This window comes from Kitasatospora sp. NPDC002543 (assembly GCF_053594915.1).
In genome coordinates, this window is the sequence record NZ_JBSFWR010000002.1 from 41202 (window position 1) to 67661 (window position 26460).

Genomic DNA, 26460 nt, shown 5'->3' on the forward strand with positions numbered 1-26460 from the left:
GCGGGCGCTCAGGGGGAGCGCGCACTCCGGAAGGGGGCGCGAGCGTGGCATTGTGGTTGCGCGGGCGGTAGGACAAAAACCTTCGCCCGATCTGATGTTGTGATGTTGAGGGCGTGTGATCGCACCCCTCGATGATGAATACTCGGTCTTCTCGACATCCGGACGGTCGCGGGTTGGAGGGGTCGGTCCGTTGAACAGCACTCCGGCGCGGAGCGCGTCGCCGAGCAGCAGCGGTCATGCCGCCGTACCCGGGCAGGCCGGTTCCGCGCACCTGCCCGTACGGGACGGCGCGGTCCGCGGGCGCCACCCCGTCCCGGTGGACCGGGCGGGGGCCACCGGTGACCCCGGCTCGATCTACGACTACATCCGGGTCGCCACCTTCGCGATCGGCCCCGACGGGCGGATCAGCCAGTGGAGCGAGCGCGCCGCCGAGTTCTTCGGCGTCCCGGCCGCCGAGGCCGTCGGGGCCGACCCGATCTCCACCTTCGTGCCCCGCGAGCTGTGGCAGCGCGGCCGGGCCCGGCTGGAGCGCACCCTGGCGGGCGAGGAGTGGGTCGGCACCACCCCGTACCGGGACGCCGACGGCGGCGAGGGCCTCGCCGAGCTCTACCTGATGCCCGACAGCTCCCTGCCCACCGCGGGCGCCACCTGCCTGGCCGTCGACCTCGGGCAGCTGCGCCGGATCGAGACCGACCTGGCCGCCTCCGAGGCCGTCTTCGGACAGACGCCCACCGGCTTCGTGCTGTTCGACGACCGGCTGCGGTTGCAGCGGGTCAACGACGCCTTCGCCTCCGGGATGGGCCTGGTCCCCACCGACCTGGAGGGCCTCACCCCGCACGACCTCTTCCCGCCGTCCGAGGCCGACCGGCTCACGGCCGCCCTGCGCAAGGTCCTGGCCACCGGCGAGCCGGTGTTCGACCTGCGCTTCCACGGCGCCGTCCCGACCCGCGAGGGCAACCGGCTCTGGGCCGTCTCGCTGTACCGCCTGAACGGCACCGCCGGGCAGACCATGGGCGTGGCCGGGCAGGTCTCCGACGTCACCAGCCGGCACGTCGCCGAGCGCGAGGCCGACGGCGTGCGCCGCAACCTGGCCCTGCTCAACGAGGCCAGCGCCCACATCGGCTCCACGCTCGACCTGGAGACCACCGCCAAGGAGCTGCTGGACGTCGTCGTCCCGCCGTTCTGCGACCTCGCCACCGTCGACCTCTACACCGCGCTGCTCTCCGGCGAGACGGTGCCCAGCGCCGGACGGCTCGGCGACACCGTGCTCACCGACGGCAGCGGCGAACTGCGCCGGGTCGCCGTCTCCAGCGTGGTCGGCGGGGCCTCCTCGGTGCTCGGCTCGGTCACCGGCCTGCCGATCGCCGAGGCCGGCGGCACCCTCTGTTACCCGCGCCGCTCCCCGCACGCCCGGGCGCTGCGCACCGGCCGCAGCGTCATCCCCGAGCCCGGGCCCGACCCGCTGCTGCGCTCCACCCTGATCGTCCCGCTGGTCGCCCGCGACCAGGTGCTCGGCCTCGTCCAGCTGTCCCGGGCGATCGGCAGCGAGCCCTTCGACGCCCGCGACGTCGCGATCGCCGAGGAACTGGTCGCCCGCGCCGCCGTCTGCATCGACAACGCCCGGCTCTACCGGCGCGAGCACGAGCGGGCGCTGATCCTCCAGCGCAGCCTGCTGCCCCCGGGCAACCCGGCCGCCAGCGGCCTGGAGATCGCCTGCCGCTACCTGCCCAGCAACAACAACACCGAGGTCGGCGGCGACTGGTTCGACGTCATCCCGCTGCCGGGCAACCGCACCGCGCTGGTCATCGGCGACGTGATGGGCCGCGGCCTGCGGGCCGCCGTCGCGATGGGCCAACTGCGCACCGCCGTCCGCACCCTGGCGATGCTCGACCTCGACCCCGCCGAGGTGCTCACCGCCCTGGACGAGATCGCCCGTGGCCTCGGCGACGACTCGGTGCCGGCCGGCCCGCCCACCCCGTACGGGCGGCTCACCTCGACGGCCGACGAGGAGGCCCGCGAGGTCTACCTGGCGACCTGCGTCTACGCGGTCTACGACGCCGTCACCCGCCGCTGCGTCTTCGCCAACGCCGGCCACCTGCCGCCCGTGCTGCTCAGCCCCGGCGAGGGCTCCCGGATGCTCGACGTGCCGCCCGGCCTGCCGCTCGGCGTCGGCGGAGAGCCCTTCGAGGAGGTCGAACTGACCCTCCCGGACGGCGCCGTGCTCGCCCTCTACACCGACGGCCTGGTGGAGAGCCGCAAGCACCAGCTGGACGAGGGCCTGCGGGCCTTCCGTTCCGCGCTCTCCGACGAGGGCAAGGGCCTGGAGGACCTCTGCGACCACGTGCTCGGCGAGCTCAACCCGCACCACGGCGAGGACGACATCGCCCTGCTGATGGCCAAGGTGCACGCGTTCCCGGACGACGCCGTCGGCAACTGGTTCCTGCCGCCCGAGCCCACCTCGGTGGCCAAGGCCCGCGAACTGGCGTGCAGCTGGCTGCTCGCCCGGGGGCTGGACGAGCTGGTCGACACCACCGAGCTGCTGGTCAGCGAGCTGGTCACCAACGCGCTCAAGCACGGGCGGGGCGAGATCCGGCTGCGGCTGCTGCGCGAGCGCGGCCTGGTCTGCGAGGTCTGGGACGACGGCTACGCCCAGCCCCGGCAGCGGCGCGCGCAGGAGACCGACGAGGGCGGCCGCGGGCTGCAACTGGTCAGCCTGCTGGCCGAGCGCTGGGGCAGCCGGCGCACGCCCAAGGGCAAGATCGTCTGGTTCGAGCTGGCGCTGTAGCCGCCCGCGAACGGTGGGCCGGACGGGTGCAGTCACCCGGCGGCCCGCCGTGTCGGCGCGGGCCCGGGGCCCGGGGCGGCGTTCCATGGCCGCCATGCGCGTCCGCCAGCTCACCGCCGCAGCCGTCGCGCTGCTGCTCGCCGCCGGTCTCGGCGGCTGCTCCGACGACCCGGGCCCCGCCCGCACCCCCGCCCCCGCCCCGGTCCTGCCCGAACCCACGGCCACCACCGGGGACGTCGGGCCCGTCGACCGCGCCGCCGTCCGGGACGGCGGCACGCTGCGCTGGGCGCTGGACGGCGTCCCGGCCACGCTGAACGTCTACCAGGGTGCGGCGAACACCGACTCGGCGCTGCTCGCCCACGCGCTGTACCCCTCGCTGTTCCGGCCCGACGAACACGGCCGGCTGCTGCCCGACCCGGACTACCTGGCGGGCGCCGAGTCCACCCCGCCCGGGCAGCTGCCGCAGGTGGTGACCTACCGGCTCAACCCGCGGGCCGTCTGGAGCGACGGCACCCCGGTCTCGGCCGCCGACCTCGACGCCCAGCGGACCGCGCTGTCCGGCCTGGACCCGGCCTACCGGGGCGGCAGGGCGGCCGGGTACGACGCCATCGACAGCGTCACCCCGGGCGCCGACCCGCACGAGGTGCGGGTGGTCTTCCGGCGGCCGTACGCGGAGTGGCGCTCGCTCTTCGGGCCGCTCTACCCGGCCGCCGTGACGGCCACCCCGGCCGCCTTCGAGCGGCCGCTGACCGACGGCGGCGGCCCGAGCGCCGGGCCGTACGCACTCTCCCGGTACGACGCCGGGGGCGGGGCGGTCACCGTGGTGCGCAGCCCGCTCTGGTGGGGCGAACCGCCGAAGGCCGACCGGATCGACTTCCTCGCCACGCCGCCCGAGCAGCGGCTGGACGCGCTGGACCAGGACCGGTTGGACGTCGCCCCGCTCACCGCGGCGGTGGACCGGGCGGTGCCGGCCCCGACCCCCGCCCCGGAGGCCGCCGACGCCACCGCTTCCGCCTCCCCGTCCGCCGCGCCGCCGCCCGTGGCCGTGCCCGAGGCGGCCGCACTGGCCCTGCGGCGGGCCGAGTCACTGCCCGGCGTCACCGTGCACCGGGCCGCCGCGGCCTCGCTCACCCAGCTCACCCTGAACGCCGCGCGCGGCCCGCTGACCGACCCGCTGGTGCGCCGCGCCCTCACCCGGGCCGTCGACCGGCAGCGGATCGCCGACGCCGCGCTCACCCCGCTCGGCCTGCCCGCCGCACCGCTCGGCAGCCACCTGCTCGCGGGCGACCAGGAGGGCTACCGGGACAACAGCGGTGCGGCCGGCCAGGGGGACCCGGCCAAGCTGCTGGACGAGGCCGGCTGGACGCGGCCCGCCGGCGGGGGCACCCGGGCCAAGGACGGCAAGCCGCTCGCCCTCTCGCTGCTCGTCCCGGCGGGTTCGGCGACCGCCGAGCGCACCGCCGACGCCCTCACCGCCGGCCTCGCGGACGTCGGGATCGCGGTGCAGCAGGTGCCCGTGCCCGCCGGGTCCTTCGTCGGGGAGCACCTGGCGGCCGGGGACTACGACCTCGCGCTGTTCTCCTGGCCGGCCGGCCCCAGCCCGGCGAGCGAGCAGCGCCCCGCCTACGCCAAGCCCCGGCCGGACCCGGACGGGGTGTCCGACCCGGGCGGCAACTTCGGCCGCAGCGGCACCGAGGAGATCGACCGGCTGTTCGACCGGGCGGCCGCCGAACCGGATCGGACCGTCCGGCTGGACCTGCTCCAGGAGGCGGACGTGCGGATCTGGCAGCTCGGGCACTCGGTGCCGCTCTACCAGCGGCCGGAACTGGTCGGGGTCCGGACCGGAGTCGTCGGCGCGGGCGCGTACGGCTTCGGGTGGCCGCGCTTCCAGGACGTGGGCTGGAGCCGCTAGGGCCCTCGGACCACGAACGACAGGCTGCCGAAGCCTGGCCGGCGGGTGAAGGGGGTGTGACCCATCTGTGATCTTGATCCCGCCGGACCAGCTCGTTTCCGCCCACCTCGGCCCTTCCCCGTACGATAGGAGGAAGCCGAGGCATGGCCATGTGCCCGGCGGGTGGACCGGTAGTAGCAGGCGGAACGGGCGGCGGCGATCGACAGGGATCGCAAGTGCGCGTCACGCAGCCGGGCGCCGCAACCCACGATTCCGGGAGAATCAGCAAGGCATGCCCACGCGCAACGACATCCGTAACGTCGCCATCGTCGCCCACGTCGACCACGGCAAGACCACGCTGGTCGACGCCATGCTCAAGCAGGCCGGCGCCTTCGCCGCCCACCAGCAGCTCGATGACCGGATGATGGACTCCAACGACCTGGAGCGCGAGAAGGGCATCACCATTCTCGCGAAGAACACCGCGGTCAAGTACCACCCCAAGGACGGTGGCGCGCCGATCACCATCAACATCATCGACACCCCGGGCCACGCCGACTTCGGTGGCGAGGTCGAGCGCGGTCTGTCGATGGTGGACGCCGTCGTCCTGCTGGTCGACGCCTCCGAGGGTCCGCTGCCGCAGACCCGCTTCGTGCTCCGCAAGGCGCTCGCCCAGCGGCTGCCCGTCATCCTCTGCATCAACAAGACCGACCGTCCGGACTCCCGGATCGACGAGGTCATCAACGAGACCTACGACCTGTTCCTGGACCTGGACGCGGACGAGGAGCAGATCGAGTTCCCTATCGTCTACGCCTGCGCCCGTGACGGCGTCGCCTCGCTGACCAAGCCGGAGAACGGCACCGTTCCCGCGGACAGCACCAACCTGGAGCCGTTCTTCTCCACCCTGCTGGAGCACGTCCCGGCCCCCAGCTACGACGAGGACGCCCCGCTCCAGGCCCACGTCACCAACCTGGACGCCGACAACTTCCTCGGCCGCATCGCGCTGCTCCGCGTCGAGCAGGGCGAGCTGCGCAAGGGCCAGACCGTGGCCTGGATCAAGCGCGACGGCACCATCTCGAACGTCCGCATCTCCGAGCTGCTGATGACCGAGGCGCTCACCCGCAAGCCGGCCGAGGTGGCGGGCCCCGGTGACATCTGCGCCGTCGCCGGCATCTCCGACATCATGATCGGCGAGACCCTGGCCGACCCGGAGAACCCGATCGCGCTGCCGCTGATCACGGTGGACGAGCCGGCCATCTCGATGACCATCGGCACCAACACCTCGCCGCTGGTCGGCCGCGGCGGCTCCGGCAAGGGCGCGGACGCCAAGTCCGGCGCGGGCAAGATCGACCGCAAGGTCACCGCCCGCCAGGTGAAGGACCGCCTGGACCGCGAGCTGATCGGTAACGTCTCGCTGCGCGTGCTGGACACCGAGCGTCCGGACGCCTGGGAGGTGCAGGGCCGCGGTGAGCTGGCGCTGGCCATCCTGATCGAGACCATGCGCCGCGAGGGCTTCGAGCTGACCGTCGGCAAGCCGCAGGTGGTCACCAAGGAGGTCAACGGCAAGACCCACGAGCCGGTCGAGCGCCTCACCGTGGACGTGCCCGAGGAGCACATGGGTGCCGTCACCCAGCTCATGGGCGTCCGCAAGGGCCGCATGGACAACATGTCCAACCACGGCTCGGGCTGGGTCCGGATGGAGTTCGTCGTGCCGTCGCGCGGTCTGATCGGCTTCCGCACGGAGTTCCTCACCAACACCCGCGGCACCGGCATCGCCCACTCGATCCACGAGGGCCACGAGCCGTGGTTCGGCCAGCTGACCACCCGCAACAACGGCTCGCTGGTCGCCGACCGCGCCGGTGTGGTCACCGCCTTCGCGATGACCAACCTCCAGGAGCGCGGCGTGCTCTTCTGCGACCCGGGCACCGAGGTGTACGAGGGCATGATCGTCGGTGAGAACTCGCGCTCCGACGACATGGACGTGAACATCACCAAGGAGAAGAAGCTCACCAACATGCGTTCCTCGAACGCGGACGTGGCCGAGTCGATCGTCCCGCCGCGCAAGCTCTCGCTGGAGCAGTCGCTGGAGTTCTGCCGCGAGGACGAGTGCATCGAGGTGACCCCGGAGACGGTTCGCATCCGTAAGGTCGTTCTCGACGCGAAGGACCGCGGACGCACCGCCTCGCGCGCCAAGAAGGCGTGATCCGGACGCACTGAACGGCCATTGGCCGGAATGATTCGCCCCCCTTTCCCATGGAGAGGGGGGCGAACTTTTTCAACTACTCCAAGTTGTCGGGGCCGCTATTAACGGAATAGCGCTCATCACACCCAGGTGTCCGCTGAGCGGACGTGACAGTTCGTCATCCGTGACGACTGTCCGTTTGGTGCCTGTCTGGCTATGTCTCAAATGTCCGGTTTTCGAAACTTACCGACTGTTCATGTGACCTAATTGAGATCGTCACTGGTCACTTTCGTGTCCGTGCGTGACGGATAGTGGGTGCAGTCAGGCTCGGGTCAAGGGTGAACGCGCAGGGGTGCGCGCCGAAACCACGAGCGCGGACGGCACAGCGGGTCCGGTCACCACCGTTCCGCAGTGCCCTCCTCGTTGCAACGTCGAATTCAGGAGGCACACCGATGCGCGGTGCGAGCCAGGCCAAGTGGGTTGTCGCAGCTGTTGCTGTCGCCCTCGCTGCGACTGCGTGCAGCAGCAGCGACTCCTCCGGGGGTAGCTCCGACAGCGCTGCGGTCGACCCCGGGGCCAGCTTCAGCTACCAGAGCGCGGAGCCGCAGCGCCCGCTCCAGCCGGCGAACGCCATGGAGAACCAGGGCGGCCGTATCGTCAAGCAGCTCTTCAAGGGCCTCGTCGACTACGACCCCGCGACCGGTGCCCTGCGCAACCAGGTGGCCGACAAGATCGAGACCACCGACGCCAAGAACTACACCGTCACGCTGAAGCCGGGCTGGACCTTCCACGACGGCACCCCGGTCACCTCCAAGTCCTTCGTGAGCTCCTGGAACTGGTCGGCCAACCCGAAGAACAACCAGATCAACTCGGACTGGTTCTCCGACATCGTCGGCTACGACGCCGTCCACCCGGAGAAGGGTGACCCGACCGCCACCGAGATGTCCGGTCTGAAGATCGTCGACGACACCCACTTCACGATCGAACTCTCCACCCCGGTCTCGTACTTCACGTACAAGCTCGGCTACTCGGCCTTCTTCCCGCTGCCCGAGGGCTTCTTCTCCGACCCGGCCGGCTACGGCCAGAAGCCGGTCGGCAACGGCCCCTACAAGTTCGTCTCGTGGGAGCACAACAAGGCCATCACGCTGTCCGCGTACGACAAGTACACGGGCATCGACAAGGCGAAGAACGGCGGTGTCATCTTCCGGAACTACACCGCCGGTGAGGCCGCGTACAAGGACCTGATGTCCGACACCCTGGACGTCCTGGACCAGGTCGACTCGACCGACCTGCCGAAGTACAAGGACGACCTGGGCAAGCGCGCGGTCGACCAGCCGCAGGGCGCCATCCAGAACATCTCCTTCGCGCTGTACCAGGGCGACTGGAACGCCCCGGGCAAGGACAAGGTCCGCCAGGGCCTCTCGATGGCGATCGACCGCGACACCATCACCAAGACCGTGCTGAACGGCAACCGCATCCCCGCCGACTCCTTCGTGGCGCCCGGCGTCATGGGCTACAAGGCCGGCACCTGCGGCGACGCCTGCAAGTACAACCCGGAGAAGGCCAAGCAGCTCATCGCCGAGGGCGGCGGCGTCCCCGGCGGCAAGATCACCATCCTGTACAACTCCGACGGCAGCCACAAGGAGTGGGTGGACGCGGTCTGCAACTCGATCCGCCAGGCGACCGGCGTCGAGTGCCTCGGTGACCCGAAGCCGGACTTCAAGACCTCGCGTGACCTGGTCACCAGCAAGCAGGTCCAGAGCATGATGCGTACCGGCTGGGTGCAGGACTACCCGCTGAACGCCAACTTCCTGCGCGACGTCTACGGCACCGGTGCCGCCGCCAACGACGGCAGCTACTCCAGCCCCGAGTTCGACCGCCTGTCGAAGGAGGCGGACGCCGCCACCACGGTCGAGAAGACCGCGGAGCTCTACCAGCAGGCCGAGGCCGTTCTGGCCAAGGACATGCCGGCCATCCCGCTCTGGTACTACAAGACCAGCTCCGGCTACTCCAAGAACGTCCAGAACGTGAAGTTCAACTCCTTCGGCGACCCGGTCTACACCGACGTCGAGGTCAAGAAGAAGAAGTAATCGGTCGGCACCGCCTGACCCGGTGACAACGGCCGGTGCCCGTCCATCCCCACAAGGGCGAGGACTGGCACCGGCCGTTGGCACGCCGACTTATCTCTTGCCGGGTTGACGGGCCCGGCAGAGTCATACATGGAGGCACGATGGGGCGCTTTGTCGCGAGGCGACTGCTCCAGATGATCCCGGTGTTCCTCGGAACGACCGCACTCATCTTTTTCATGGTGCACTTGCTGCCCGGTGACCCGCTGGCAGCGCTGTGGGGCGACAAGGCGCCGGACCCGGTGCAGCTCGCCGCGCTGAAGCACCAGCAAGGCTTCGACAAGCCGCTGGTCCAGCAGTACCTCGACTACATGGGGAGGCTGTTCACCGGTGACTTCGGCACCGGTCTGGACGGACGCCCGGTGCTCGACAAGATCACCGAGGCGCTGCCGGTCACGGTCCAGCTGGCACTGTTCGCGTTCGCCATCGAGATCGTGCTGGGCATCGGCATCGGTCTGTACGCCGGTCTGCGCCGCGGCAAGCTGTTCGACAAGGGCGCCCTGGTCCTCACCCTGCTGCTGATCTCGATCCCGGTCCCGGTGCTGGGCTTCATCGTCCAGACGGTCTTCGGGCAGAACCTGAAGTGGGTCACCCCGACCGTCCAGGACAGCAACGACATCACCCAGATGGTGCTGCCGGCCGTCGTGCTCGGCTCGCTCTCGCTGGCCTACGTCGCGCGCCTCACCCGCACCTCCATAGCCGAGAACATCAAGGCCGACTACGTCCGCACCGCGGTGGCCAAGGGCCTGCCGCGGCGCAAGGTGATCGGCACCCACCTGCTCCGCAACTCGATGATCCCGGTGGTCACCTTCCTCGGCACCGACCTCGGCGCCCTGATGGGCGGCGCCATCGTCACCGAGGGCATCTTCAACGTCCAGGGTGTGGGCCACGCGCTCTACCAAGCGATCAACATGAAGGAGGGCGCGACGGTCTCCGGCTTCGTGGCCTTCCTCGTGATCGTCTACCTGGCCGCCGGCCTGATCGTCGACCTGCTTTACGCGGTCCTGGACCCGAGGATCCGTTATGCCTGACCTGACCGAGAAGAAGACCGCCGGGGAGATCCCGGCCCAGGGCGGCGCCGCCACCGCGGTCGCCAAGCCCGAGAAGCCCCGCAGCCTCGGTTCCGACGCCTGGCACGACCTGCGCCGCAAGCCGATCTTCGTGATCTCCGCGCTGCTGATCCTGCTGCTGGTCGTCATCGCGATCGCCCCCGGGCTGTTCACCTCGGTGGACCCGCGGGCCGGCGACCTGCGCAACCACTACCTGACGAAGCCGAACTACAGCCACTTCTTCCAGGCGGACTGGTTCGGCTACGACCTCCAGGGCCGCAGCATCTACGCCCGCGTCGTCTACGGCGCCCGCGCCTCGATCATCGTCGGGATCTGCGTCACCGCCGGCGTGACCATCATCGGCGGCCTCACCGGCATGCTGGCCGGCTACTTCGGCGGCTGGGTCGACACGATCATCTCCCGGGTCACCGACATCTTCTTCGGCATCCCGCTGCTGCTCGGCTCGCTGGTGGTCCTCAACGCCTTCACCTCGCGCACCGTCTGGAGCGTGGTCTTCGCGCTGGTCGCCCTGGGCTGGACCCAGATGACCCGTGTCATGCGCGGTTCGGTGATCACGGTCAAGCAGGCCGACTTCGTGACGGCCGCCAAGGCGCTCGGCGCCGGCACCGGCCGGATCATGTTCAAGCACATCCTGCCGAACGCGGTCGCCCCGGTGATCGTCGTCGCCACCATCGCGCTCGGCGGCTACATCGCCGCCGAGGCGACGCTGAGCTTCCTCGGCATCGGTCTGCAGGACCCGACCATCTCCTGGGGCATCGACATCAGCTCGGCCCAGAAGGTGATCCGGACGGCGCCGTTCGCCCTGTTCTTCCCCGCCGGAATGCTGAGCCTTACCGTGCTGGCGTTCATCATGCTCGGCGACGCGGTGCGCGACGCCCTCGACCCGAAGCTCCGCTGAGAGAAGAGGTGACGACCCGATGACCACCGTGATCGAGAACAACCAGAAGAACGAGCGGCTCGAAGTGGGCACGCCTCTCCTCGAGGTGAAGGACCTCCACGTCGAGTTCCACACCCGGGACGGCGTCGCCAAGGCCGTCAACGGGGTCAACTACTCCGTCGCGGCCGGCGAGACGCTCGCCGTCCTCGGCGAGTCCGGCTCCGGCAAGTCCGTGACGGCGCAGACCATCATGGGCATCCTGGACATGCCCCCGGGCAAGGTGACCCAGGGCCAGATCCTGTACCGCGGCCAGGACATGCTCACGATGAGCAACGAGGAGCGGCGCAAGATCCGGGGCCAGAAGATCGCGATGATCTTCCAGGACGCGCTCTCCGCCCTGAACCCGGTGCTCAGCGTCGGCTACCAGCTCGGCGAGATGTTCCGCGTGCACCAGGGCGCCTCCAAGAAGGAGGCGAAGGAGAAGGCCATCGAGCTGATGGACCGGGTGCGCATCCCCGCCGCCCGGCAGCGGGTGAACGACTACCCGCACCAGTTCTCCGGCGGTATGCGCCAGCGCATCATGATCGCCATGGCGCTGTCGCTCCAGCCCGACCTGATCATCGCCGACGAGCCCACCACCGCCCTGGACGTGACCGTCCAGGCCCAGGTGATGGACCTGCTCGCGGAGCTGCAGGCCGAGTACAACATGGGCCTGATCCTGATCACCCACGACCTCGGCGTGGTCGCCGACGTCGCGGACAAGATCGCCGTGATGTACGCGGGCCGGATCGTCGAGACCGCCCCGGTGCACGACCTGTACGCGAACCCCGCGCACCCGTACACCAAGGGCCTGCTCCGCTCCATCCCGCGCCTGGACCAGAAGGGCCAGGAGCTGTACGCGATCAAGGGCCTGCCCCCGAACCTGCTGAAGGTTCCGACCGGCTGCGCGTTCAACCCCCGCTGCGACGTCGCCACCGACCTGTGCCGCACCGAGATCCCGGCGCTGCACCACGTGACGGACAAGGACGGCAAGGAGCTCACCGGCCGCCGCAGCGCGTGCCACCTCTGGAAGGAGACCCTCCATGGCTGAGAACATCCTGGAGGTCAAGGACCTGGTCAAGCACTACCCGCTGAGCCAGGGCATCCTCTTCAAGAAGCAGGTCGGCGCGGTCAAGGCGGTCGACGGCATCTCGTTCGACCTGAAGAAGGGCGAGACGCTCGGCATCGTCGGCGAGTCCGGCTGTGGCAAGTCCACGCTGGCCAAGGTGCTGATGAACCTGGAGCGGGCCACCTCCGGCCAGGTGCTGTTCAAGGGCGAGGACATCTCCACCCTGCAGGGCGCGGCGCTGAAGGCCGTCCGCCGGAACATCCAGATGGTGTTCCAGGACCCCTACACCTCGCTCAACCCGCGCATGACGGTCGGCGACATCATCGGTGAGCCGTTCGAGATCCACCCCGAGGTGGCGCCGAAGGGCGACCGCCGCAAGGCCGTCCAGGACCTGCTGGACGTCGTGGGTCTGAACCCGGAGTACATCAACCGGTACCCGCACCAGTTCTCCGGCGGCCAGCGCCAGCGCATCGGCATCGCCCGCGGCCTCGCGCTCAAGCCCGAGATCATCATCTGCGACGAGCCGGTCTCCGCGCTGGACGTGTCCGTCCAGGCGCAGGTGATCAACCTGCTGGAGCAGCTGCAGGGCGAGTTCGGCCTCTCCTACATGTTCATCGCGCACGACCTCTCCATCGTCCGGCACATCTCCGACCGCGTCGGCGTGATGTACCTGGGCAAGATGGTCGAGATCGGCTCGGACGAGGAGATCTACGAGAACGCCACCCACCCGTACACCCAGGCGCTGCTCTCCGCGGTGCCGGTGCCGGACCCGACGGCGCGCGAGTCCCGCGAGCGGATCATCCTCAGCGGGGACATCCCCTCGCCGGCCAACCCGCCGTCCGGCTGCCGCTTCCGCACCCGCTGCTGGAAGGCGGAGGAGCGGTGCTCCGAGGAGGTGCCGCTGCTCGCGGTCCCCTCGCTGCTGAAGGGCCCGGCCGCACACGAGTCGGCCTGCCACTTCCCCGAGGTCCGGGAGCAGGCCGCGGCCTGATCCACCGGTGGTTCCCAGGAAGGGCCCGCGGCGTTCGCGCCGCGGGCCCTTCCGGCGTTCCGGCCCTTCCGGCGTTCCGGCCCTTCCGGCGTTCCGGCCCTTCCGGCGTGACGGCCGGTCCGGCGCCGCGTCAACTGGGCGGGCGGTCACCGCACCCGTCCGGGTGCACCCGACGCGCGCCGTCGCCGGGGCGCGCTTCTCATGGGGTGTGATGCGACACACACACTGAGGAGGGACCTCCATGCCCGTAGCCGCCCGCGCTCGTTGGGTCCTCGCCGCTGCGACGTCCGTGGCCCTGGTGGCCAGCGGGTGCAGCAGTAACGACAGCGGAGGAGGCAGCGGCTCGTCGGACGCCGGCAAGTCCTTCAGCTACCAGAGCAACGAGCCGCAGAACCCGTTGCAGCCGGCCAACGCGAACGAGGTCGGCGGCGGTCGCATCATCCAGAACCTCTTCAAGGGGCTGGTCGACTACGACCCCGCCAACGCCAAGATCCGGATGCAGGTGGCCGACAAGATCGACACCAGCGACTCGCAGACCTTCGACGTCACGCTGAAGGACGGCTGGAAGTTCCACGACGGCACCCCGGTGCACGCCCAGAACTTCGTCGACGCCTGGAACTGGGGCGCCAACCCCGCCAACAACCAGATCAACAGCTCCTGGTTCTCCGACATCGAGGGCTACCAGGACGTCCACCCGGCCTCCGGCCAGCCCACCTCGGAGAAGATGTCCGGGCTGACCGTCACCGACGACCTGCACTTCACCGTGAAGCTGAGCCACAAGGTCTCGTACTTCGAGTACAAGCTCGGCTACATCGCCTTCTCCCCGCTGCCCGAGGGCTTCTACAAGGACCCGGCCGGGTACGGTCAGAAGCCGGTGGGCAACGGCCCGTACCAGTTCGTCAGTTGGTCGCACAACAACAGCGTGGTGACCAAGACCTTCCCGGACTACCAGGGCGTGGACAAGCCGAAGAACGGCGGCATCGTCTTCAAGATGTACACCACGTCCGAGGCCGCCTACGCCGACCTCCAGTCCAACAACCTGGACGTGATGGACCAGGTGCCGCCGTCCGCGCTGGCCACGTACAAGGGCGACCTCGGCGACCGCGCCGTGGACGCGCCGCAGGGCGCCATCCAGAACATCGGCTTCACGCTCTACCAGGCCGACTGGTCCTCGCCCGACAAGGCGAAGGTGCGCCAGGGCCTGTCGATGGCGATCGACCGCGACACCATCACCAAGACGGTGCTGCAGGGCTCCCGCAAGCCCGCCACCGCCTGGGTGGCCGAGGGCGTCGAGGGCTACAAGGACGGCACCTGCGGCGACTTCTGCAAGTTCGACCCGGCCAAGGCCAAGCAGCTGATCCAGGAGGGCGGCGGCGTCCCCGGCAACAAGCTGCTGATCACCTACAACGCGGACGGCGGCCACAAGGAGTGGGTCGACGCGGTCTGCAACTCGATCCGGCAGAACACCGGGGTCGACTGCCTGGGCGACCCGAAGCCCGACTTCAAGACCGCGCGGGCCGCGATCACCGGGCACACGCTCAACGGCGCCTTCCGCACCGGCTGGGTGCAGGACTACCCGCTGAACGCCAACTTCCTGGCCGACGTGTACCGCACCGGCGCCGCGTCCAACGACTTCGGCTACAGCAGCCCCCAGTTCGACGAGGCGGCCACCAAGGCGGACGAGGCCGGCAGCGTCGCCGACACGGTGACCGGCTACCAGCAGGCCGAGGCGGTGCTGCCGAGCGGGATGCCCGCCGTCCCGCTCTGGTACTACCGCACCAACTCGGGCTACTCGACCAAGGTGCAGAACGTGAAGTTCGACTCCTTCGGCAACCCGGCCTGGACCCAGGTCGAGGTCAAGGGCTGAGCCCCCGTCCGTGCGCCGGCCCCGCCCTCCCCGCGCGGAGGGCGGGGCGCGGTCTCTCGGCCGACCGGACCGGGTGGCCGGACACCCCGTCGGACATCCGGTCGGACACCTAGGAAGGAGGCTCGGATGGGCAGTTACGTGCTGCGGCGGGTGCTGCAGATGATCCCGGTGTTCTTCGGCGCCACGCTGCTGATCTTCCTGATGGTCTACACGCTGCCGGGCGACCCGGTCTCGGCGCTGTTCGGCGAGAAGGCCGCCGACCCGGCCGTGGTCGCCAGCATCAAGCACACCTACTACCTGGACCAGCCGCTCTGGAAGCAGTACCTGCACTACATGGGGAACCTCTTCCAGGGGGACTTCGGCACCAGCTTCACCGGGCGGCCGGTCACCGACATCATGGCGGACGCCTTCCCGGTGACCATCCGGCTCGCCCTGATGGCCTTCGTCTTCGAGATGATCGCGGGCCTCGCCCTCGGCGTGCTCTCGGGCCTGCGGCGCGGCAGCGTCGCGGACACCTTGGTGCTGGTCCTGACCCTGGTGGTGATCTCGATCCCGGTCTTCGTGCTGGCCTACATCGCGCAGACGGTGTTCGCCACCAACCTGGGCTGGGTCACCCCGACGGTGCAGGACAGCTACGACCTGACCCAGCTGGTGCTGCCGGCCGTCGTGCTGGGCTCGCTCTCGCTCGCGTACGTCGCCCGGCTCACCCGGACGTCGATCGGCGAGAACCTGCGGGCCGACTACATGCGCACCGCGGTGGCCAAGGGCCTGCCGCGGCGCACCGTCATCTCCCGGCACCTGCTGCGCAACTCGCTGATCCCGGTGGTCACCTTCCTCGGTACCGACCTCGGCGCGCTGATGGGCGGGGCGATCGTCACCGAGGGCATCTTCAACGTGCAGGGCATCGGCAACGTCCTGTACCGGGCGATCAACCAGAAGGAGGGCCCCACCGTGGTCGGCATCGTGACCGTCCTGGTGATCGTCTACCTGGTCGCCAGCCTGCTCGTCGACCTGCTCTACGCGGTCCTGGACCCGAGGATCCGCTATGCCTGACATCCACGACGAGAACTCCTACGAGCCGCACCCCAAGCCGGGGGTCTCGCACCTCGACTACGCCGGCGAACAGGGCATGGCGGTCGAGCAGGAGACTTTAGTCGAACCCGACGTGGAGAAGCGGGAGGAAGCCCGCAGCCTGTGGGGCGACGCCTGGCGGGACCTGCGCCGACGGCCGATCTTCCTGATCTCGGCGGTGCTGATCCTGCTGCTGGTGGTCATGGCGGTCTTCCCCTACGCGTTCACCGACGCGGACCCGCGCAAGGCCGACCTGGTGAACGACTACCTCAGGCGGCCGAACTGGGGCGACGTCTTCGGAGCCGGCTGGTTCGGCTACGACGCGCAGGGCCGGTCCATCTTCGCCCGGGTGGTGTACGGGGCCAGGGCCTCGATCACCGTCGGCATCTTCACCACCGCCGCCGTCACCCTCCTCGGCGGGCTGACCGGCATGGTGGCCGGCTACTTCGGCGGCTGGATCGACGCGGTGCTCTCCCGGATCACCGACATCTTCTTCGGCATCCCGCTGCTGCTGGGCGCGCTGGTGCTGCTGAACGCCTTCGCCACCCGCACGGTGTGGAGCGTGGTCGTCGCGCTGGGCGTGCTCGGCTGGACCCAGATCGCCCGCGTGATGCGCGGCGCGGTGCTGACCGTCAAACAGTCCGACTACGTGGTGGCGGGCCGGGCGCTGGGCGCCGGGACGGGCCGGCTGATGTTCCGGCACATCCTGCCGAACGCGATCGCCCCGGTGATCGTGGTGGCGACGATCGCGCTCGGCGGCTACATCGCCACCGAGGCGACGCTGAGCTTCCTCGGCATCGGCCTGCAGGACCCGACCATCTCCTGGGGCATCGACATCTCCTCCGCCCAGAAGGTGATCCGGACGGCGCCGTACGTGCTGTTCTTCCCGGCCGCGGCGCTCTCGATCACCGTGCTGGCCTTCATCATGCTGGGCGACGCGGTGCGCGACGCCCTCGATCCGAAGCTTCGCTGAGCGAGGGGAGCGCATCGTGAGTACAGCGGTGGACACCACCGGGCGCGAGCGGGAGGCACCGTACCAGGGACCGCTGCTCGACGTCCGGGACCTGCACGTCGAGTTCGTCACCCGGGACGGTGTGGCCAGGGCCGTGAACGGGGTGAGCTACTCGGTCGCGGCGGGGGAGACGCTGGCGGTGTTGGGGGAGTCCGGTTCGGGCAAGTCGGTGACGGCGCAGGCCGTCATGGGGATCCTGGACATGCCGCCGGCCCGGATCCCGCGCGGCCAGATCCTCTACCGGGGCCAGGACATGCTCAGGATGAGCAAGGAGGAGCGGCGCAAGATCCGCGGCCAGAAGATCGCGATGATCTTCCAGGACGCGCTGTCGGCGCTGAACCCGGTGCTCAGCGTGGGCTACCAGCTGGGGGAGATGTTCCGGGCGCACCGGGGGGTGTCCCGCAAGGAGGCCCGGGCGAAGGCCGTCGAGCTGATGGAGCGGGTGCGCATCCCGGCCGCCAAGGAGCGGGTGAACGACTACCCGCACCAGTTCTCCGGCGGGATGCGGCAGCGGATCATGATCGCGATGGCGTTGGCGCTGGAGCCGGACCTGATCATCGCGGACGAGCCCACCACCGCGCTGGACGTGACGGTGCAGGCGCAGGTGATGGACCTGCTCGCGGAGCTGCAGGCCGAGTACAACATGGGGCTGATCCTGATCACCCACGACCTCGGCGTGGTCGCCGACGTCGCGGACAAGATCGCCGTGATGTACGCGGGCCGGATCGTCGAGACCGCCCCCGTGCACGGGCTGTACGCCCGGCCCGCGCACCCGTACACCCGGGGCCTGCTGGACTCCATCCCCCGGCTCGACCAGAAGGGCCAGGAGCTCTACGCCATCAAGGGGCTGCCGCCCAACCTGCTGCGCATCCCCAGGGGCTGCGCCTTCAACCCGCGTTGCCCGCGCGCCCAGGACGTCTGCCGGACCGAGGTGCCGGAGCTGTTCCCGGTCACCGAGGAGGACGGGACGCCGCTGGAGGGGCGCGGCAGCGCCTGCTTCTTCTGGAAGGAGACCCTCCATGACCGCTAACGGGGCCAGTGCGCTGGGCGTGGCGCTGCCGGAGGAGGTCGCCTTCGCCCAGGAGGTGTCGCGCGGCGAGCCGATCCTCGAAGTCCGGGACCTGGTCAAGCACTTCCCGCTCACCAAGGGCATCCTCCTCAAACGGCAGGTCGGCGCGGTGAAGGCGGTCGACGGGGTCACCTTCGACCTGATGCAGGGCGAGACGCTCGGCGTCGTCGGCGAGTCCGGCTGCGGGAAGTCCACGCTGGCCAAGGTGCTGATGAACCTGGAGCCGGCCACCTCGGGATCGGTCCGCTACAAGGGGGAGGAGATCTCCCGGCTCTCCGGGGCGGGGCTGCGGGCCGTCCGGCGGAACATCCAGATGGTCTTCCAGGACCCGTACACCTCGCTCAACCCGCGGATGACGGTCGGCGACATCATCGGCGAGCCGTTCCAGATCCACCCCGAGGTGGCACCCAAGGGGGACCGCCGCAAGGCCGTCCAGGACCTGCTCGACGTGGTCGGGCTGAACCCCGAGTACATCAACCGCTATCCGCACCAGTTCTCCGGCGGGCAGCGCCAGCGCATCGGCATCGCACGGGGACTGGCGCTCAAGCCGGAGATCATCATCTGCGACGAGCCGGTCTCCGCGCTGGACGTCTCGGTGCAGGCGCAGGTGATCAACCTGCTGGAGCAGCTCCAGGGCGAGTTCAACCTGTCGTACATGTTCATCGCGCACGACCTGTCGATCGTCCGGCACATCTCGGACCGGGTCGGGGTGATGTACCTGGGGAAGATGGTCGAGATCGGCTCGGACGCGGAGATCTACGACCACGCCACCCACCCGTACACCCAGGCGCTGCTCTCCGCGGTGCCGGTGCCGGACCCGACGGCGCGGGAGAGCCGGGACCGGATCGTGCTCACCGGCGACGTGCCCTCGCCGGCCAACCCGCCCTCCGGCTGCCGCTTCCGCACCCGCTGCTGGAAGGCGCAGCAGCGGTGCGAGGTCGAGGAGCCCCTGCTGGCCGCGCCGTCCTGGCTGGACGGGGCGGCGCGGCACGACTCGGCTTGTCACTTCGCGGCGGAGCGCGAGATCGGGCAGAGTGCGGCGGAGCGCGAGATCGGGCAGAGCGCGGCGGAGCGCGAGACGGGGTCGGGTGCGGCGGAGCGCGAGCCCGGGCCGGGTGCGGCCGGGCGCGAGGACGGTTCGGGCGGGGCCGGGCCGGGTGGGGTGGGGCCCGGCGGGGGCTGAGGGGCCCAGTACCAGGGCGCGTCCCCGCAGGTGGGGGCGCGCCCTCTCCCGTGACGGAAAAGAGATCTGCCGCGGGCTCGCCAAGTCCCGCTCGGTCCTTGATAGTTGCTCTGCGCCCAGCGGCGGGTGCCGCGGTGCGGAGGAGGGCTGCCCGGATGGACGCGGTGGAGCTGATCGACGGCGGTCGGGGGATCGTGGAGCCCGGGACGCCGCTGCTGGAGGTCGACGACCTGCACGTGGAGTTTCACACCCGGGACGGTGTGGCCAGGGCCGTGAACGGGGTGAGCTACTCGGTCGCGGCGGGGGAGACGCTGGCGGTGCTGGGGGAGTCCGGTTCGGGCAAGTCGGTGACGGCGCAGGCCGTCATGGGGATCCTGGACATGCCGCCGGGGCGGATCACCTCGGGGCGGATCCTGTTCCGCGGCGAGGACCTCCTGACCATGGGCGCGGGCGCCCGGCGGTCCATCCGGGGCGGGCACATCGCGATGATCTTCCAGGACGCGCTGTCGGCGCTGAACCCGGTGCTCAGCGTGGGCTACCAGCTGGGGGAGATGTTCCGGGTACACCGGGGGGTGTCCCGCAAGGAGGCCCGGGCGAAGGCCGTCGAGCTGATGGAGCGGGTGCGCATCCCGGCCGCCAAGCAGCGCGTCGGGGACTACCCGCACCAGTTCTCCGGCGGGATGCGGCAGCGGATCATGATCGCGATGGCGTTGGCCCTGGAGCCGGACCTGATCATCGCGGACGAGCCCACCACCGCGCTGGACGTGACGGTGCAGGCGCAGGTGATGGACCTGCTCGCGGAGCTGCAGGCCGAGTACAACATGGGGCTGATCCTGATCACCCACGACCTCGGCGTGGTCGCCGACGTCGCGGACAAGATCGCCGTGATGTACGCGGGCCGGATCGTCGAGACCGCCCCCGTACGGGAGTTGTACGCCCGGCCCGCGCACCCGTACACCCGCGGCCTGCTGGACTCCATCCCCCGGCTCGACCAGAAGGGCCAGAACCTGCACGCCATCAAGGGCCTGCCGCCGAGCCTGCTGAGCCTCCCGGAGGGCTGTGCCTTCAGCCCCCGCTGCGACCGGGCGCAGGACCGCTGCCGCACCGAGTCCCCGGCGCTGTCCCCGGTGGCCAGCGAGTACGGGACGGAGCTGGCCGGCCGGCGCAGCGCCTGCCACTACTGGCGCGAGACGCTGCACGGCTGAGCCCGCCCGGGAACCGGGACGGCGCGCCGACCGGCCGCGCGCCACCCGCCCGCGCCCGCTACTTCGCGAAGCCGACGTTCTCCCAGACGATGTCGGACAGCCCCTGCGCGCCGATGTTGGCGAGGTCGGCGCGGGCCCCGTACAGCTGCGGGCGCTGGTAGAGCGGCAGGACGCCCGCCACCTTCCAGAGCTCGCCGTCGGCCTGGTTGATCGCCTCGGAGGCGGTGCCCGCGTCGGCCGCGGCGGCGGCCCGGTCGAGCGCGGCGTCCACCGCCGGACTGCCCGCGCCGACGTGGTTGGTGCCGCCGCTCTGGACGAAGTTGGCGCGGTTGCCGCTGGCCGGGAAGGGCGTGCCGATCAGCGAGTAGGCGGCGATGTCGAAGTCGTTGCGGTTGACGTACTTGTCGAAGAACTCGTTGGCGGGGGCGGTCACCGTGGTGACCTTGATGCCGACGTCCTTGAGCATCTTCGTGGCGTTGGCGGCCTCGCTCTGGGCCGGGGTGACCCCGGCCGGGACGACCATCCGCAGCTCCAGCTCGCGGCCGTCCTTCCTCCGTACGTCGCCGTCCAGCTTCCAGCCGGCCGAGTCCAGTTTGCGGGCGGCCTCGGCGGGGTCGTAGCGGGCCAGGCCGAGGGAGTTGTCGCGGTAGCCGTTCTGGTTGGTCACCAGCAGGTGGTTGTTGAGCGGGACGGCGGGCCAGTCCAGGCCGTTGAGGTCGGCGCGGATCACCACGTCCCGGTTGATCGCCTGGAAGACGGCCTGGCGGACGGTCGCGTCGCCGAGCGCGGGGGTGCGGGCGTTCAGGGTGAGCTGGCGGAAGTCCGGGCCGCCGGCCCGGCGCACCGCGGCGCCCTTGACGTTCTTGACGACCTGGTAACCGGCCACGTCGGGGCCGACGTTGACGAGGTCGATCTGCCCCTTGGCGAAGGCGGCGGGCATCGCGTCGGGCAGCATCGCGTGGAAGACGATCCGGTCCAGCAGGGGCTTGTCGCCCCACCAGGACGGGTCGGCGACCAGGGTGACGGTCTGGGCGGCGCGGTCCAGCTGCTCGACCCTGAACGGGCCCGCGGTGACCGGGAACCCGTCCAGGTAGGCGGTGTTGAACAGCTCCGGGGTGGCGATCCGGCTCGCGGGCAGCAGCGGGGCGTTGCCGGCGCTGTTGAACATCGACTGCCACTCGGAGAACGGGCGGTCGAAGGTCATCACGGCCTGGTAGTCGTCCTTGCCGCGCTCGACCGCGGAGACCAGCTCGAAGCCGGTGCTGCTGGAGGATTTGTAGGCCGGGTCCTTCCCGTTCAGGGCACGCCAGTTGGCCTCGATGTCGCGCCAGGTGATCGGGGTGCCGTCGGACCAGTGGGCCTTCGGGTTGAGCGTCCAGGTGACGACCTGCCGGCCGTCCCTGAACTCGGCGTGCGCCTCCTGGAGGAAGGCGGGGTTGGGGGTCTGGGTGCCGGCCGCGTCCGAGCGGAAGAAGGTCGGCAGCAGCGGCTTGCTGACCATGACGGTCGAGGACTCGCTGCCGTCGGTGTGGATCGGCGACCACTGGCGGGAGAACTGGGCGATGGCCAGGTTCAGGGTGCCGCCCTGGCGCAGCCGGCCGCGGTCGTGGGGGTTGATGTCGATCGAGGTCAGCTTGAGCGCGGCGGGGCCGGACGGCAGGGCGTCGGCGGCGCCGCCCTGGCCGGAGGTGCAGGAGCACAGTGCCAGCGAGAGCGTGAGGGCGGTGAGACCGGCGAGCAGGGCCGTCCCGTGGTGCTGGAGGCGGCGGCGCATCGGCGTGCTCCCCGGGGTGGATGTGGCGGATGGTGTGGCGTCACATCTTGCTGACCGGGCGGGGCGTTGTCGAGGGGCGGGCCCGGATGCGGGCCCGCCCCCCGTGGGCACGGTTCGTCGGACGCGGAGGCGTCCGGGTCAGAGGGCGAACTTGAAGGTGCGGTCCTTGTCGCCGGTCTTGTCGAACACCGAGGTGATGCCGTCCGCGACGTCCTGCGGGGTGATCGCGGCGAGCTGGCCGTTCTTCTTGACCTTCACCTTGTCGAACGCGGTGCCCAGCTGGGCGTTGAGCGCGTCCAGGTCCCACTTGGGCACGATCTTGCCGGATGCGTCCGGGACGAGGGTGAGCGCCTTGGCGGCGGTCTTCGGGCCGAAGTCCCACGTCTTGGCGCCGGCCACGACGTGCACCTTGCCGGCGGCCACCTGCTTGCCGAGGCTGTCGGCGGCGGCCTGGAGGGCCTGGGTGGAGATCTTCGGCTGGGCGGCCGTGACGGCGAGGGCGATCGGCTGCTCGGGCTTGCCGTCCGCGCGGTCGCGGTAGGCCTGCTCGATCACGTCCAGGGCACTCCCCGAGTCCACCGCCTGACCGGCCCGGCCGGGCACGACGAGCGGCTCGCCGTTGACGTCGCCGAACTTGACGTAGCCCTCCTGGAGGCCCTGGCCGGAGCCGGCGGCGAGGGTGTCGAGGGCGGCCTTGAGCTTGGCCTTGTCGATCCTGACCTCGGGGGCGACGGTCTTGGTGCCGCCCTTGAGCGACTTGAAGACGTCGACCGGGTTGTAGCTGTGCTGGGCCAGGCCGTCCACGGTGGCCGTGGTGTCGAAGCTCAGGCCGGCGACCGTGGGGTCGAGGTCCACGGCCTGGTCGCCGATCTTCAGCTTCAGCGGCTGCCGGCCGGCCTTGCCGACCGACTCGTCCAGCTGGTGGATCGCCTGGTCGCGGCTGCTGCCGCCGATCTCGGCGCCGAGCACCACGGTGCCCTTGGGGACGTCGGACTGGTTGAGCATCAGGCCGGTGCCGTAGGCGGCCGCGCCGAGGAAGAACACCGCGCCGATGCCGTAGACGCCCAGCTTGACGAGCTTCTTGCCGGCTCCGCCCTTGGACTTGGAGTTGCCCTTGCCCTTGGCGGGGGCGGCGGGTTCGGCCTTCACCGGGGCGGGGGCCGGAGCGGGAGCGGGGGCCGGAGCCGGGGCGGGCGCCGCGGCCTTGTCGCCCTTGGCGTTCTTGGGGTTCTTGGGGTTCTTGCCGCCCTTGCCGCCGTTGGCGGTCCGGGTGCCCTGGGCGCCCTCGGGCCGGGGGCCGGGGGCCGGGGCGGGCAGCGGGGTGACCGCGGTGGCCTCCGGGTCGCCGCCGGGCTGCGGGGAGGTCCCGGGGGCGCCCGGGAAGAGCGCGCCGGGGCCCGCCGGGGCGGCGAGGGCGTCCTGACCGGGGGCGGTCGGGCGCTGGGTGGCGAACGGGTCGGTGCCGGTCGGGGCCGAGGCGAACAGGCCGGGCTGCGGACGGCCGCCGGCGTGCTGGGTGTCCTGGGGGACACCGTTGTGGGCGCCGTTGCGGGGCAGGCCGGGTATCGCGGCGGATGGCGGTGCGGTGTCGCGGATCGGCGCGAAGCCGTCGACCGAGGTGTCCTCGGGGTTCGGTTCGGCGGCCGGGCCGGCCTGGGGGTGCGCCGCGGGCGCCGCGTGGCCGTTGGGCTGGAAGCCGTTCCGCGGGCCGGGCTGCTGCGGGCCGCCCTCGCGGCCCTTGCGCTGCCCGCCGTTCTGCTGCTGCCCGTTCTGCCTGCCGCGGTCGCGCTGCGGCAGGCCCTGCGCACCGGCCTCGGGCACGGAGGTGCCGAACGGGTCGGCGGTCGGCGCGAACGGGTCGGCGGCCTCGTACACGCCGGGCTCCTCCACCGGGGCCTCGGCACGGAACGGCGCGGCGGGCGCGGCCGGGTTCGGCCGCGTGCCCTGGGCGGGCACCGGGCGGCCGTTCGGGGCGCCGTTGGCGCGGGCGGCCTGGCCCGCGGCCGGGAGGGCGCCCTGAGGGTGCGGCTCGGCGGCGGTGCGGGGCGCGGCCGGGGACTCCGCCACGCCCGCGGCGCCGACCGGCACGGCGGCCGGGGCGGGCTCCGCGGCGGGGGCCTTCTTCTGGCGCGGCCGGAACCAGGCGCCGGTGGACTCCGACTCGGAGGTGGCCGGCGGGATCGGCGGGATCTGCCACTCCGGCGGCAGGTTCGGCGGGGAGACCTGGTGGCCGCCGTCGTCCATCACGCCGAGGACGGGCGAGGCCGGCGCGGAGCGGTGCCGCGGGCTGCCCGGGTCGGCGACGGCGGCCTGGGCGTCCTCGCCCGGGCCGTCCTCGTTCTTGACGGTGCTGCGGACGACGACCGGCGGGATCGGACGCGAGCCGGGGATGTTGATCCGGACCCGGGTGGTCAGGGTGGTCTCGGTCTTCGGACCGTCGTCCTCGCCGCCCGACGCGGTGCCCGGTCCGGTGCCGGCCGCGGCCCGGTCGACGCCGGGCCCCGGTGTGCCGTAGGGCGGGGTGCCCGACGGGTAGGCGTCCGGGCCCGTACGCCGGGGCGTCGGGTGGGCGTTGTCAGATTCGCGGCTGCTCAATGCTGCTCTGCTCCGGGTTCGCGGGCGGGCCGTGCGGCGCGACCGCGGTTCGTGGTCGCCGGGCCTTGGCTGGGGCGGGCGGCGGTCGGGTACGGCGTTCTGCGGGACCACCATACTGGGAAGAACTGAGCGGCGAACGGCTTCGGACAGATCCTGATACGTCCGGTTCCTCCGGTATGAGAGTAAGGCCGCGCGCTCCTGACTGCTCGTCGTACGCGGTACGGTACGCCGCGCACGACCCGAGTCAGCGCGGGGGGCCGGGCACCCCGGGGAACCAGCTGCCGCGGGTGGGCAGGGTGGCGCAGATCACGCCCAGCACCGAACCGGCGAACAGCCAGGCCAGCGAGGTGGCGTTGGACCACAGCACGTTGTCGCCCTCGGGCCGGGGCACGATCAGCAGCAGCATCGCCAGGAACCAGCCGGCCGCCGGCGCGGCCGCGCCGAGCCGGGTGCCGGTGACCCGCAGGCCGCCGTAGAAGGTGGCGGCCGTCGCGGCGAGCGCCAGCAGGACCCCCACCGGCGGCCACAGGGCCTGCACAAAGGATCCGCAGACCGACACCACGGCGCCCAGCAGGAAGAACAGCACGTAGGCCGCGATCCGGGCCGGGCGCGGGGGCTGGGACTCGGCCAGCCGCTCCTCGCGGGTGCCGAGGAGGACGGCGGCGACCGGGCGGCGGGCCGGCCCGGGGGCGGGCTTGCTCATCGGGTGCCCTCCTCGGCGTGCGCGTCGGCGGGCAGGAGGCCGGCGAACAGGTCGTCCTCCGGCTCGCCCGGCCCGGCCTGGCCGCGCACCAACTGGTAGTACTCGGTGGCGAACAGCGGCTGGGCCAGGCCGTTGGAGAGCGCGAAGAAGTCGCCGTCCACGGTGATCTGGGTGGCGTGGGCGGCCATCGCGGCGGCCTTGCGACCCGCGTGCGCGGCGCCGTCCAGCACGGTGGTGACCACCCCCTCGTCGACCACGCCGGGGACGTCGGCGGGCCGGGCGACGCCCGGGAAGGACGCCTTGACGGCGGCCTCGGCGAGCCCGGCCTCGATCACCGGGCGGGGCATCCGGTTCCAGTACACCTTGGCGATCCGCCAGGCCGGGCCCAGCTCCGGCCGGTGCGCCGGGTCGGCGGCCAGCTCGTACGCGCGCATCGCGACCCGGTGGGCCTGGATGTGGTCCGGGTGCCCGTAGCCGCCGTCCGGGTCGTAGGTGACCAGCACCTGGGGGCGCGTCTCGCGGATCACCGCGACCAGGTGTCCGGCCGCCTCGTCGACGTCCGCCCGCCAGAAGCAGCCGGGCGCGTCGTTCTCGGGCACGCCCATCATCCCGGAGTCGCGGTAGCGCCCCGGACCGCCGAGGAAGCGGAAGTCGGTCACGCCGAGGGCGCCCATCGCCCCGGTCAGCTCGCCGATCCGGTACGCGCCGAGGGTGTCCTCCCGATCGGCCGTCAGGTGGGCCAGCTCCGGGGGGATCACCTCGCCGCCCTCGCCGAGGGTGCAGGTCACCAGCGTGACCCGGGCGCCCTCGGCGGCGTACCGGGCCATGGTGGCGCCGTTGCCGATCGACTCGTCGTCGGGGTGCGCGTGCACCAGGAGGAGGCGGCGGCCGGTAGTCGCGGTCATGGGAGGAAGCCTAGGGCCTGCCGCCGGACTCCCGTCGTCCGCTCCTCCG

At 71.3% G+C, this 26460-nt stretch carries 18 protein-coding genes; 14 read left to right on the forward strand and 4 right to left on the reverse strand.

Features of this window, described 5'->3' with window-relative positions:
* Positions 1-190: 190 nt before the first annotated feature.
* The 14 genes from ACWD4P_RS01285 to ACWD4P_RS01350 all read left to right on the forward strand — a co-directional run bounded on the left by ACWD4P_RS01285 (position 191) and on the right by ACWD4P_RS01350 (position 20434).
* A complete protein-coding gene (locus ACWD4P_RS01285; protein WP_449778174.1) occupies positions 191-2785 on the forward strand; it encodes a SpoIIE family protein phosphatase in 2595 nt (864 codons plus the stop codon).
* Positions 2786-2879: 94 nt separating this feature from the next.
* Positions 2880-4697 (forward strand): ABC transporter family substrate-binding protein, encoded by a 1818-nt coding sequence (locus ACWD4P_RS01290; protein ID WP_449778175.1) that lies wholly within the window; start codon positions 2880-2882, stop codon positions 4695-4697.
* A gap of 271 nt (positions 4698-4968) precedes the next feature.
* A complete protein-coding gene (typA, locus tag ACWD4P_RS01295) occupies positions 4969-6876 on the forward strand; it encodes a translational GTPase TypA (RefSeq protein WP_359823916.1) in 1908 nt (635 codons plus the stop codon).
* Between the two features lie 431 nt (positions 6877-7307).
* Positions 7308-8945, forward strand: a complete 1638-nt coding sequence (locus ACWD4P_RS01300) for a peptide ABC transporter substrate-binding protein (protein WP_359823919.1) — start codon at positions 7308-7310, stop codon at positions 8943-8945.
* Between the two features lie 140 nt (positions 8946-9085).
* A complete protein-coding gene (locus ACWD4P_RS01305) occupies positions 9086-10012 on the forward strand; it encodes an ABC transporter permease (RefSeq protein WP_359823921.1) in 927 nt (308 codons plus the stop codon).
* On the forward strand, positions 10005-10949 hold the full coding sequence (locus ACWD4P_RS01310) for an ABC transporter permease (RefSeq protein WP_359823923.1): 945 nt from the start codon (positions 10005-10007) through the stop codon (positions 10947-10949). The genes ACWD4P_RS01305 and ACWD4P_RS01310 overlap by 8 nt, the downstream gene beginning before the upstream one ends.
* A gap of 19 nt (positions 10950-10968) precedes the next feature.
* Positions 10969-12018, forward strand: coding sequence for an ABC transporter ATP-binding protein (locus ACWD4P_RS01315; RefSeq protein ID WP_449778176.1), 1050 nt, complete (start codon positions 10969-10971; stop codon positions 12016-12018).
* The gene (locus tag ACWD4P_RS01320) at positions 12011-13027 is read left to right on the forward strand and encodes an ABC transporter ATP-binding protein (protein WP_359823929.1); all 1017 of its coding nucleotides are present in this window, start codon (positions 12011-12013) and stop codon (positions 13025-13027) included. The genes ACWD4P_RS01315 and ACWD4P_RS01320 overlap by 8 nt, the downstream gene beginning before the upstream one ends.
* Positions 13028-13268: 241 nt before the next feature.
* Positions 13269-14894: a peptide ABC transporter substrate-binding protein gene (locus ACWD4P_RS01325; RefSeq protein ID WP_359823932.1), complete on the forward strand. Its 1626-nt coding sequence runs from the start codon at positions 13269-13271 to the stop codon at positions 14892-14894.
* Between the two features lie 126 nt (positions 14895-15020).
* On the forward strand, positions 15021-15947 hold the full coding sequence (locus ACWD4P_RS01330; protein ID WP_359823934.1) for an ABC transporter permease: 927 nt from the start codon (positions 15021-15023) through the stop codon (positions 15945-15947).
* 76 nt (positions 15948-16023) lie between these two features.
* Complete coding sequence (locus ACWD4P_RS01335) at positions 16024-16938, forward strand: ABC transporter permease (RefSeq protein ID WP_359823949.1); 915 nt, start codon at positions 16024-16026, stop codon at positions 16936-16938.
* Positions 16939-16954: 16 nt separating this feature from the next.
* Entirely contained in the window at positions 16955-18007 is a 1053-nt protein-coding gene (locus ACWD4P_RS01340) for an ABC transporter ATP-binding protein (RefSeq protein WP_359823937.1), read from the forward strand.
* The gene (locus tag ACWD4P_RS01345) at positions 17997-19229 is read left to right on the forward strand and encodes an ABC transporter ATP-binding protein (protein ID WP_449778177.1); all 1233 of its coding nucleotides are present in this window, start codon (positions 17997-17999) and stop codon (positions 19227-19229) included. Before ACWD4P_RS01340 ends, ACWD4P_RS01345 begins: the two co-directional genes overlap by 11 nt.
* Positions 19230-19384: 155 nt before the next feature.
* Entirely contained in the window at positions 19385-20434 is a 1050-nt protein-coding gene (locus tag ACWD4P_RS01350; RefSeq protein WP_449778178.1) for an ABC transporter ATP-binding protein, read from the forward strand.
* Positions 20435-20492: 58 nt separating this feature from the next.
* Here the strand turns inward: ACWD4P_RS01350 and ACWD4P_RS01355 are convergent, their stop codons facing one another.
* The 4 genes from ACWD4P_RS01355 to mshB form a co-directional block, all read right to left on the reverse strand.
* Positions 20493-22208 carry an ABC transporter family substrate-binding protein gene (locus tag ACWD4P_RS01355; protein ID WP_449778179.1) on the reverse strand — a complete coding sequence of 572 codons (1716 nt, stop codon included), beginning with the start codon at positions 22206-22208 and terminating at the stop codon, positions 20493-20495.
* A gap of 138 nt (positions 22209-22346) precedes the next feature.
* Positions 22347-24803 carry a hypothetical protein gene (locus ACWD4P_RS01360; RefSeq protein ID WP_449778180.1) on the reverse strand — a complete coding sequence of 819 codons (2457 nt, stop codon included), beginning with the start codon at positions 24801-24803 and terminating at the stop codon, positions 22347-22349.
* A 244-nt stretch (positions 24804-25047) separates the two neighbouring features.
* On the reverse strand, positions 25048-25506 hold the full coding sequence (locus tag ACWD4P_RS01365) for a DUF6113 family protein (RefSeq protein WP_359822948.1): 459 nt from the start codon (positions 25504-25506) through the stop codon (positions 25048-25050).
* Complete coding sequence (mshB, locus tag ACWD4P_RS01370) at positions 25503-26411, reverse strand: N-acetyl-1-D-myo-inositol-2-amino-2-deoxy-alpha-D-glucopyranoside deacetylase (RefSeq protein WP_449778181.1); 909 nt, start codon at positions 26409-26411, stop codon at positions 25503-25505. Before mshB ends, ACWD4P_RS01365 begins: the two co-directional genes overlap by 4 nt.
* Positions 26412-26460 lie beyond the last annotated feature (49 nt).

Coding starts and splice junctions, on each gene's coding strand:
- ACWD4P_RS01320 (WP_359823929.1), top strand. CDS start 12,011: ATGGCTGAGAACATCCTGGAGGTCAAGGACCTGGTCAAGCACTACCCG.
- ACWD4P_RS01330 (WP_359823934.1), top strand. CDS start 15,021: ATGGGCAGTTACGTGCTGCGGCGGGTGCTGCAGATGATCCCGGTGTTC.
- typA (WP_359823916.1), top strand. CDS start 4,969: ATGCCCACGCGCAACGACATCCGTAACGTCGCCATCGTCGCCCACGTC.
- ACWD4P_RS01305 (WP_359823921.1), top strand. CDS start 9,086: ATGGGGCGCTTTGTCGCGAGGCGACTGCTCCAGATGATCCCGGTGTTC.
- ACWD4P_RS01355 (WP_449778179.1), bottom strand. CDS start 22,208: ATGCGCCGCCGCCTCCAGCACCACGGGACGGCCCTGCTCGCCGGTCTC.
- ACWD4P_RS01310 (WP_359823923.1), top strand. CDS start 10,005: ATGCCTGACCTGACCGAGAAGAAGACCGCCGGGGAGATCCCGGCCCAG.
- ACWD4P_RS01335 (WP_359823949.1), top strand. CDS start 16,024: ATGGCGGTCGAGCAGGAGACTTTAGTCGAACCCGACGTGGAGAAGCGG.
- ACWD4P_RS01350 (WP_449778178.1), top strand. CDS start 19,385: ATGGACGCGGTGGAGCTGATCGACGGCGGTCGGGGGATCGTGGAGCCC.
- ACWD4P_RS01300 (WP_359823919.1), top strand. CDS start 7,308: ATGCGCGGTGCGAGCCAGGCCAAGTGGGTTGTCGCAGCTGTTGCTGTC.
- ACWD4P_RS01315 (WP_449778176.1), top strand. CDS start 10,969: ATGACCACCGTGATCGAGAACAACCAGAAGAACGAGCGGCTCGAAGTG.
- ACWD4P_RS01345 (WP_449778177.1), top strand. CDS start 17,997: ATGACCGCTAACGGGGCCAGTGCGCTGGGCGTGGCGCTGCCGGAGGAG.
- ACWD4P_RS01290 (WP_449778175.1), top strand. CDS start 2,880: ATGCGCGTCCGCCAGCTCACCGCCGCAGCCGTCGCGCTGCTGCTCGCC.
- ACWD4P_RS01325 (WP_359823932.1), top strand. CDS start 13,269: ATGCCCGTAGCCGCCCGCGCTCGTTGGGTCCTCGCCGCTGCGACGTCC.
- mshB (WP_449778181.1), bottom strand. CDS start 26,411: ATGACCGCGACTACCGGCCGCCGCCTCCTCCTGGTGCACGCGCACCCC.
- ACWD4P_RS01365 (WP_359822948.1), bottom strand. CDS start 25,506: ATGAGCAAGCCCGCCCCCGGGCCGGCCCGCCGCCCGGTCGCCGCCGTC.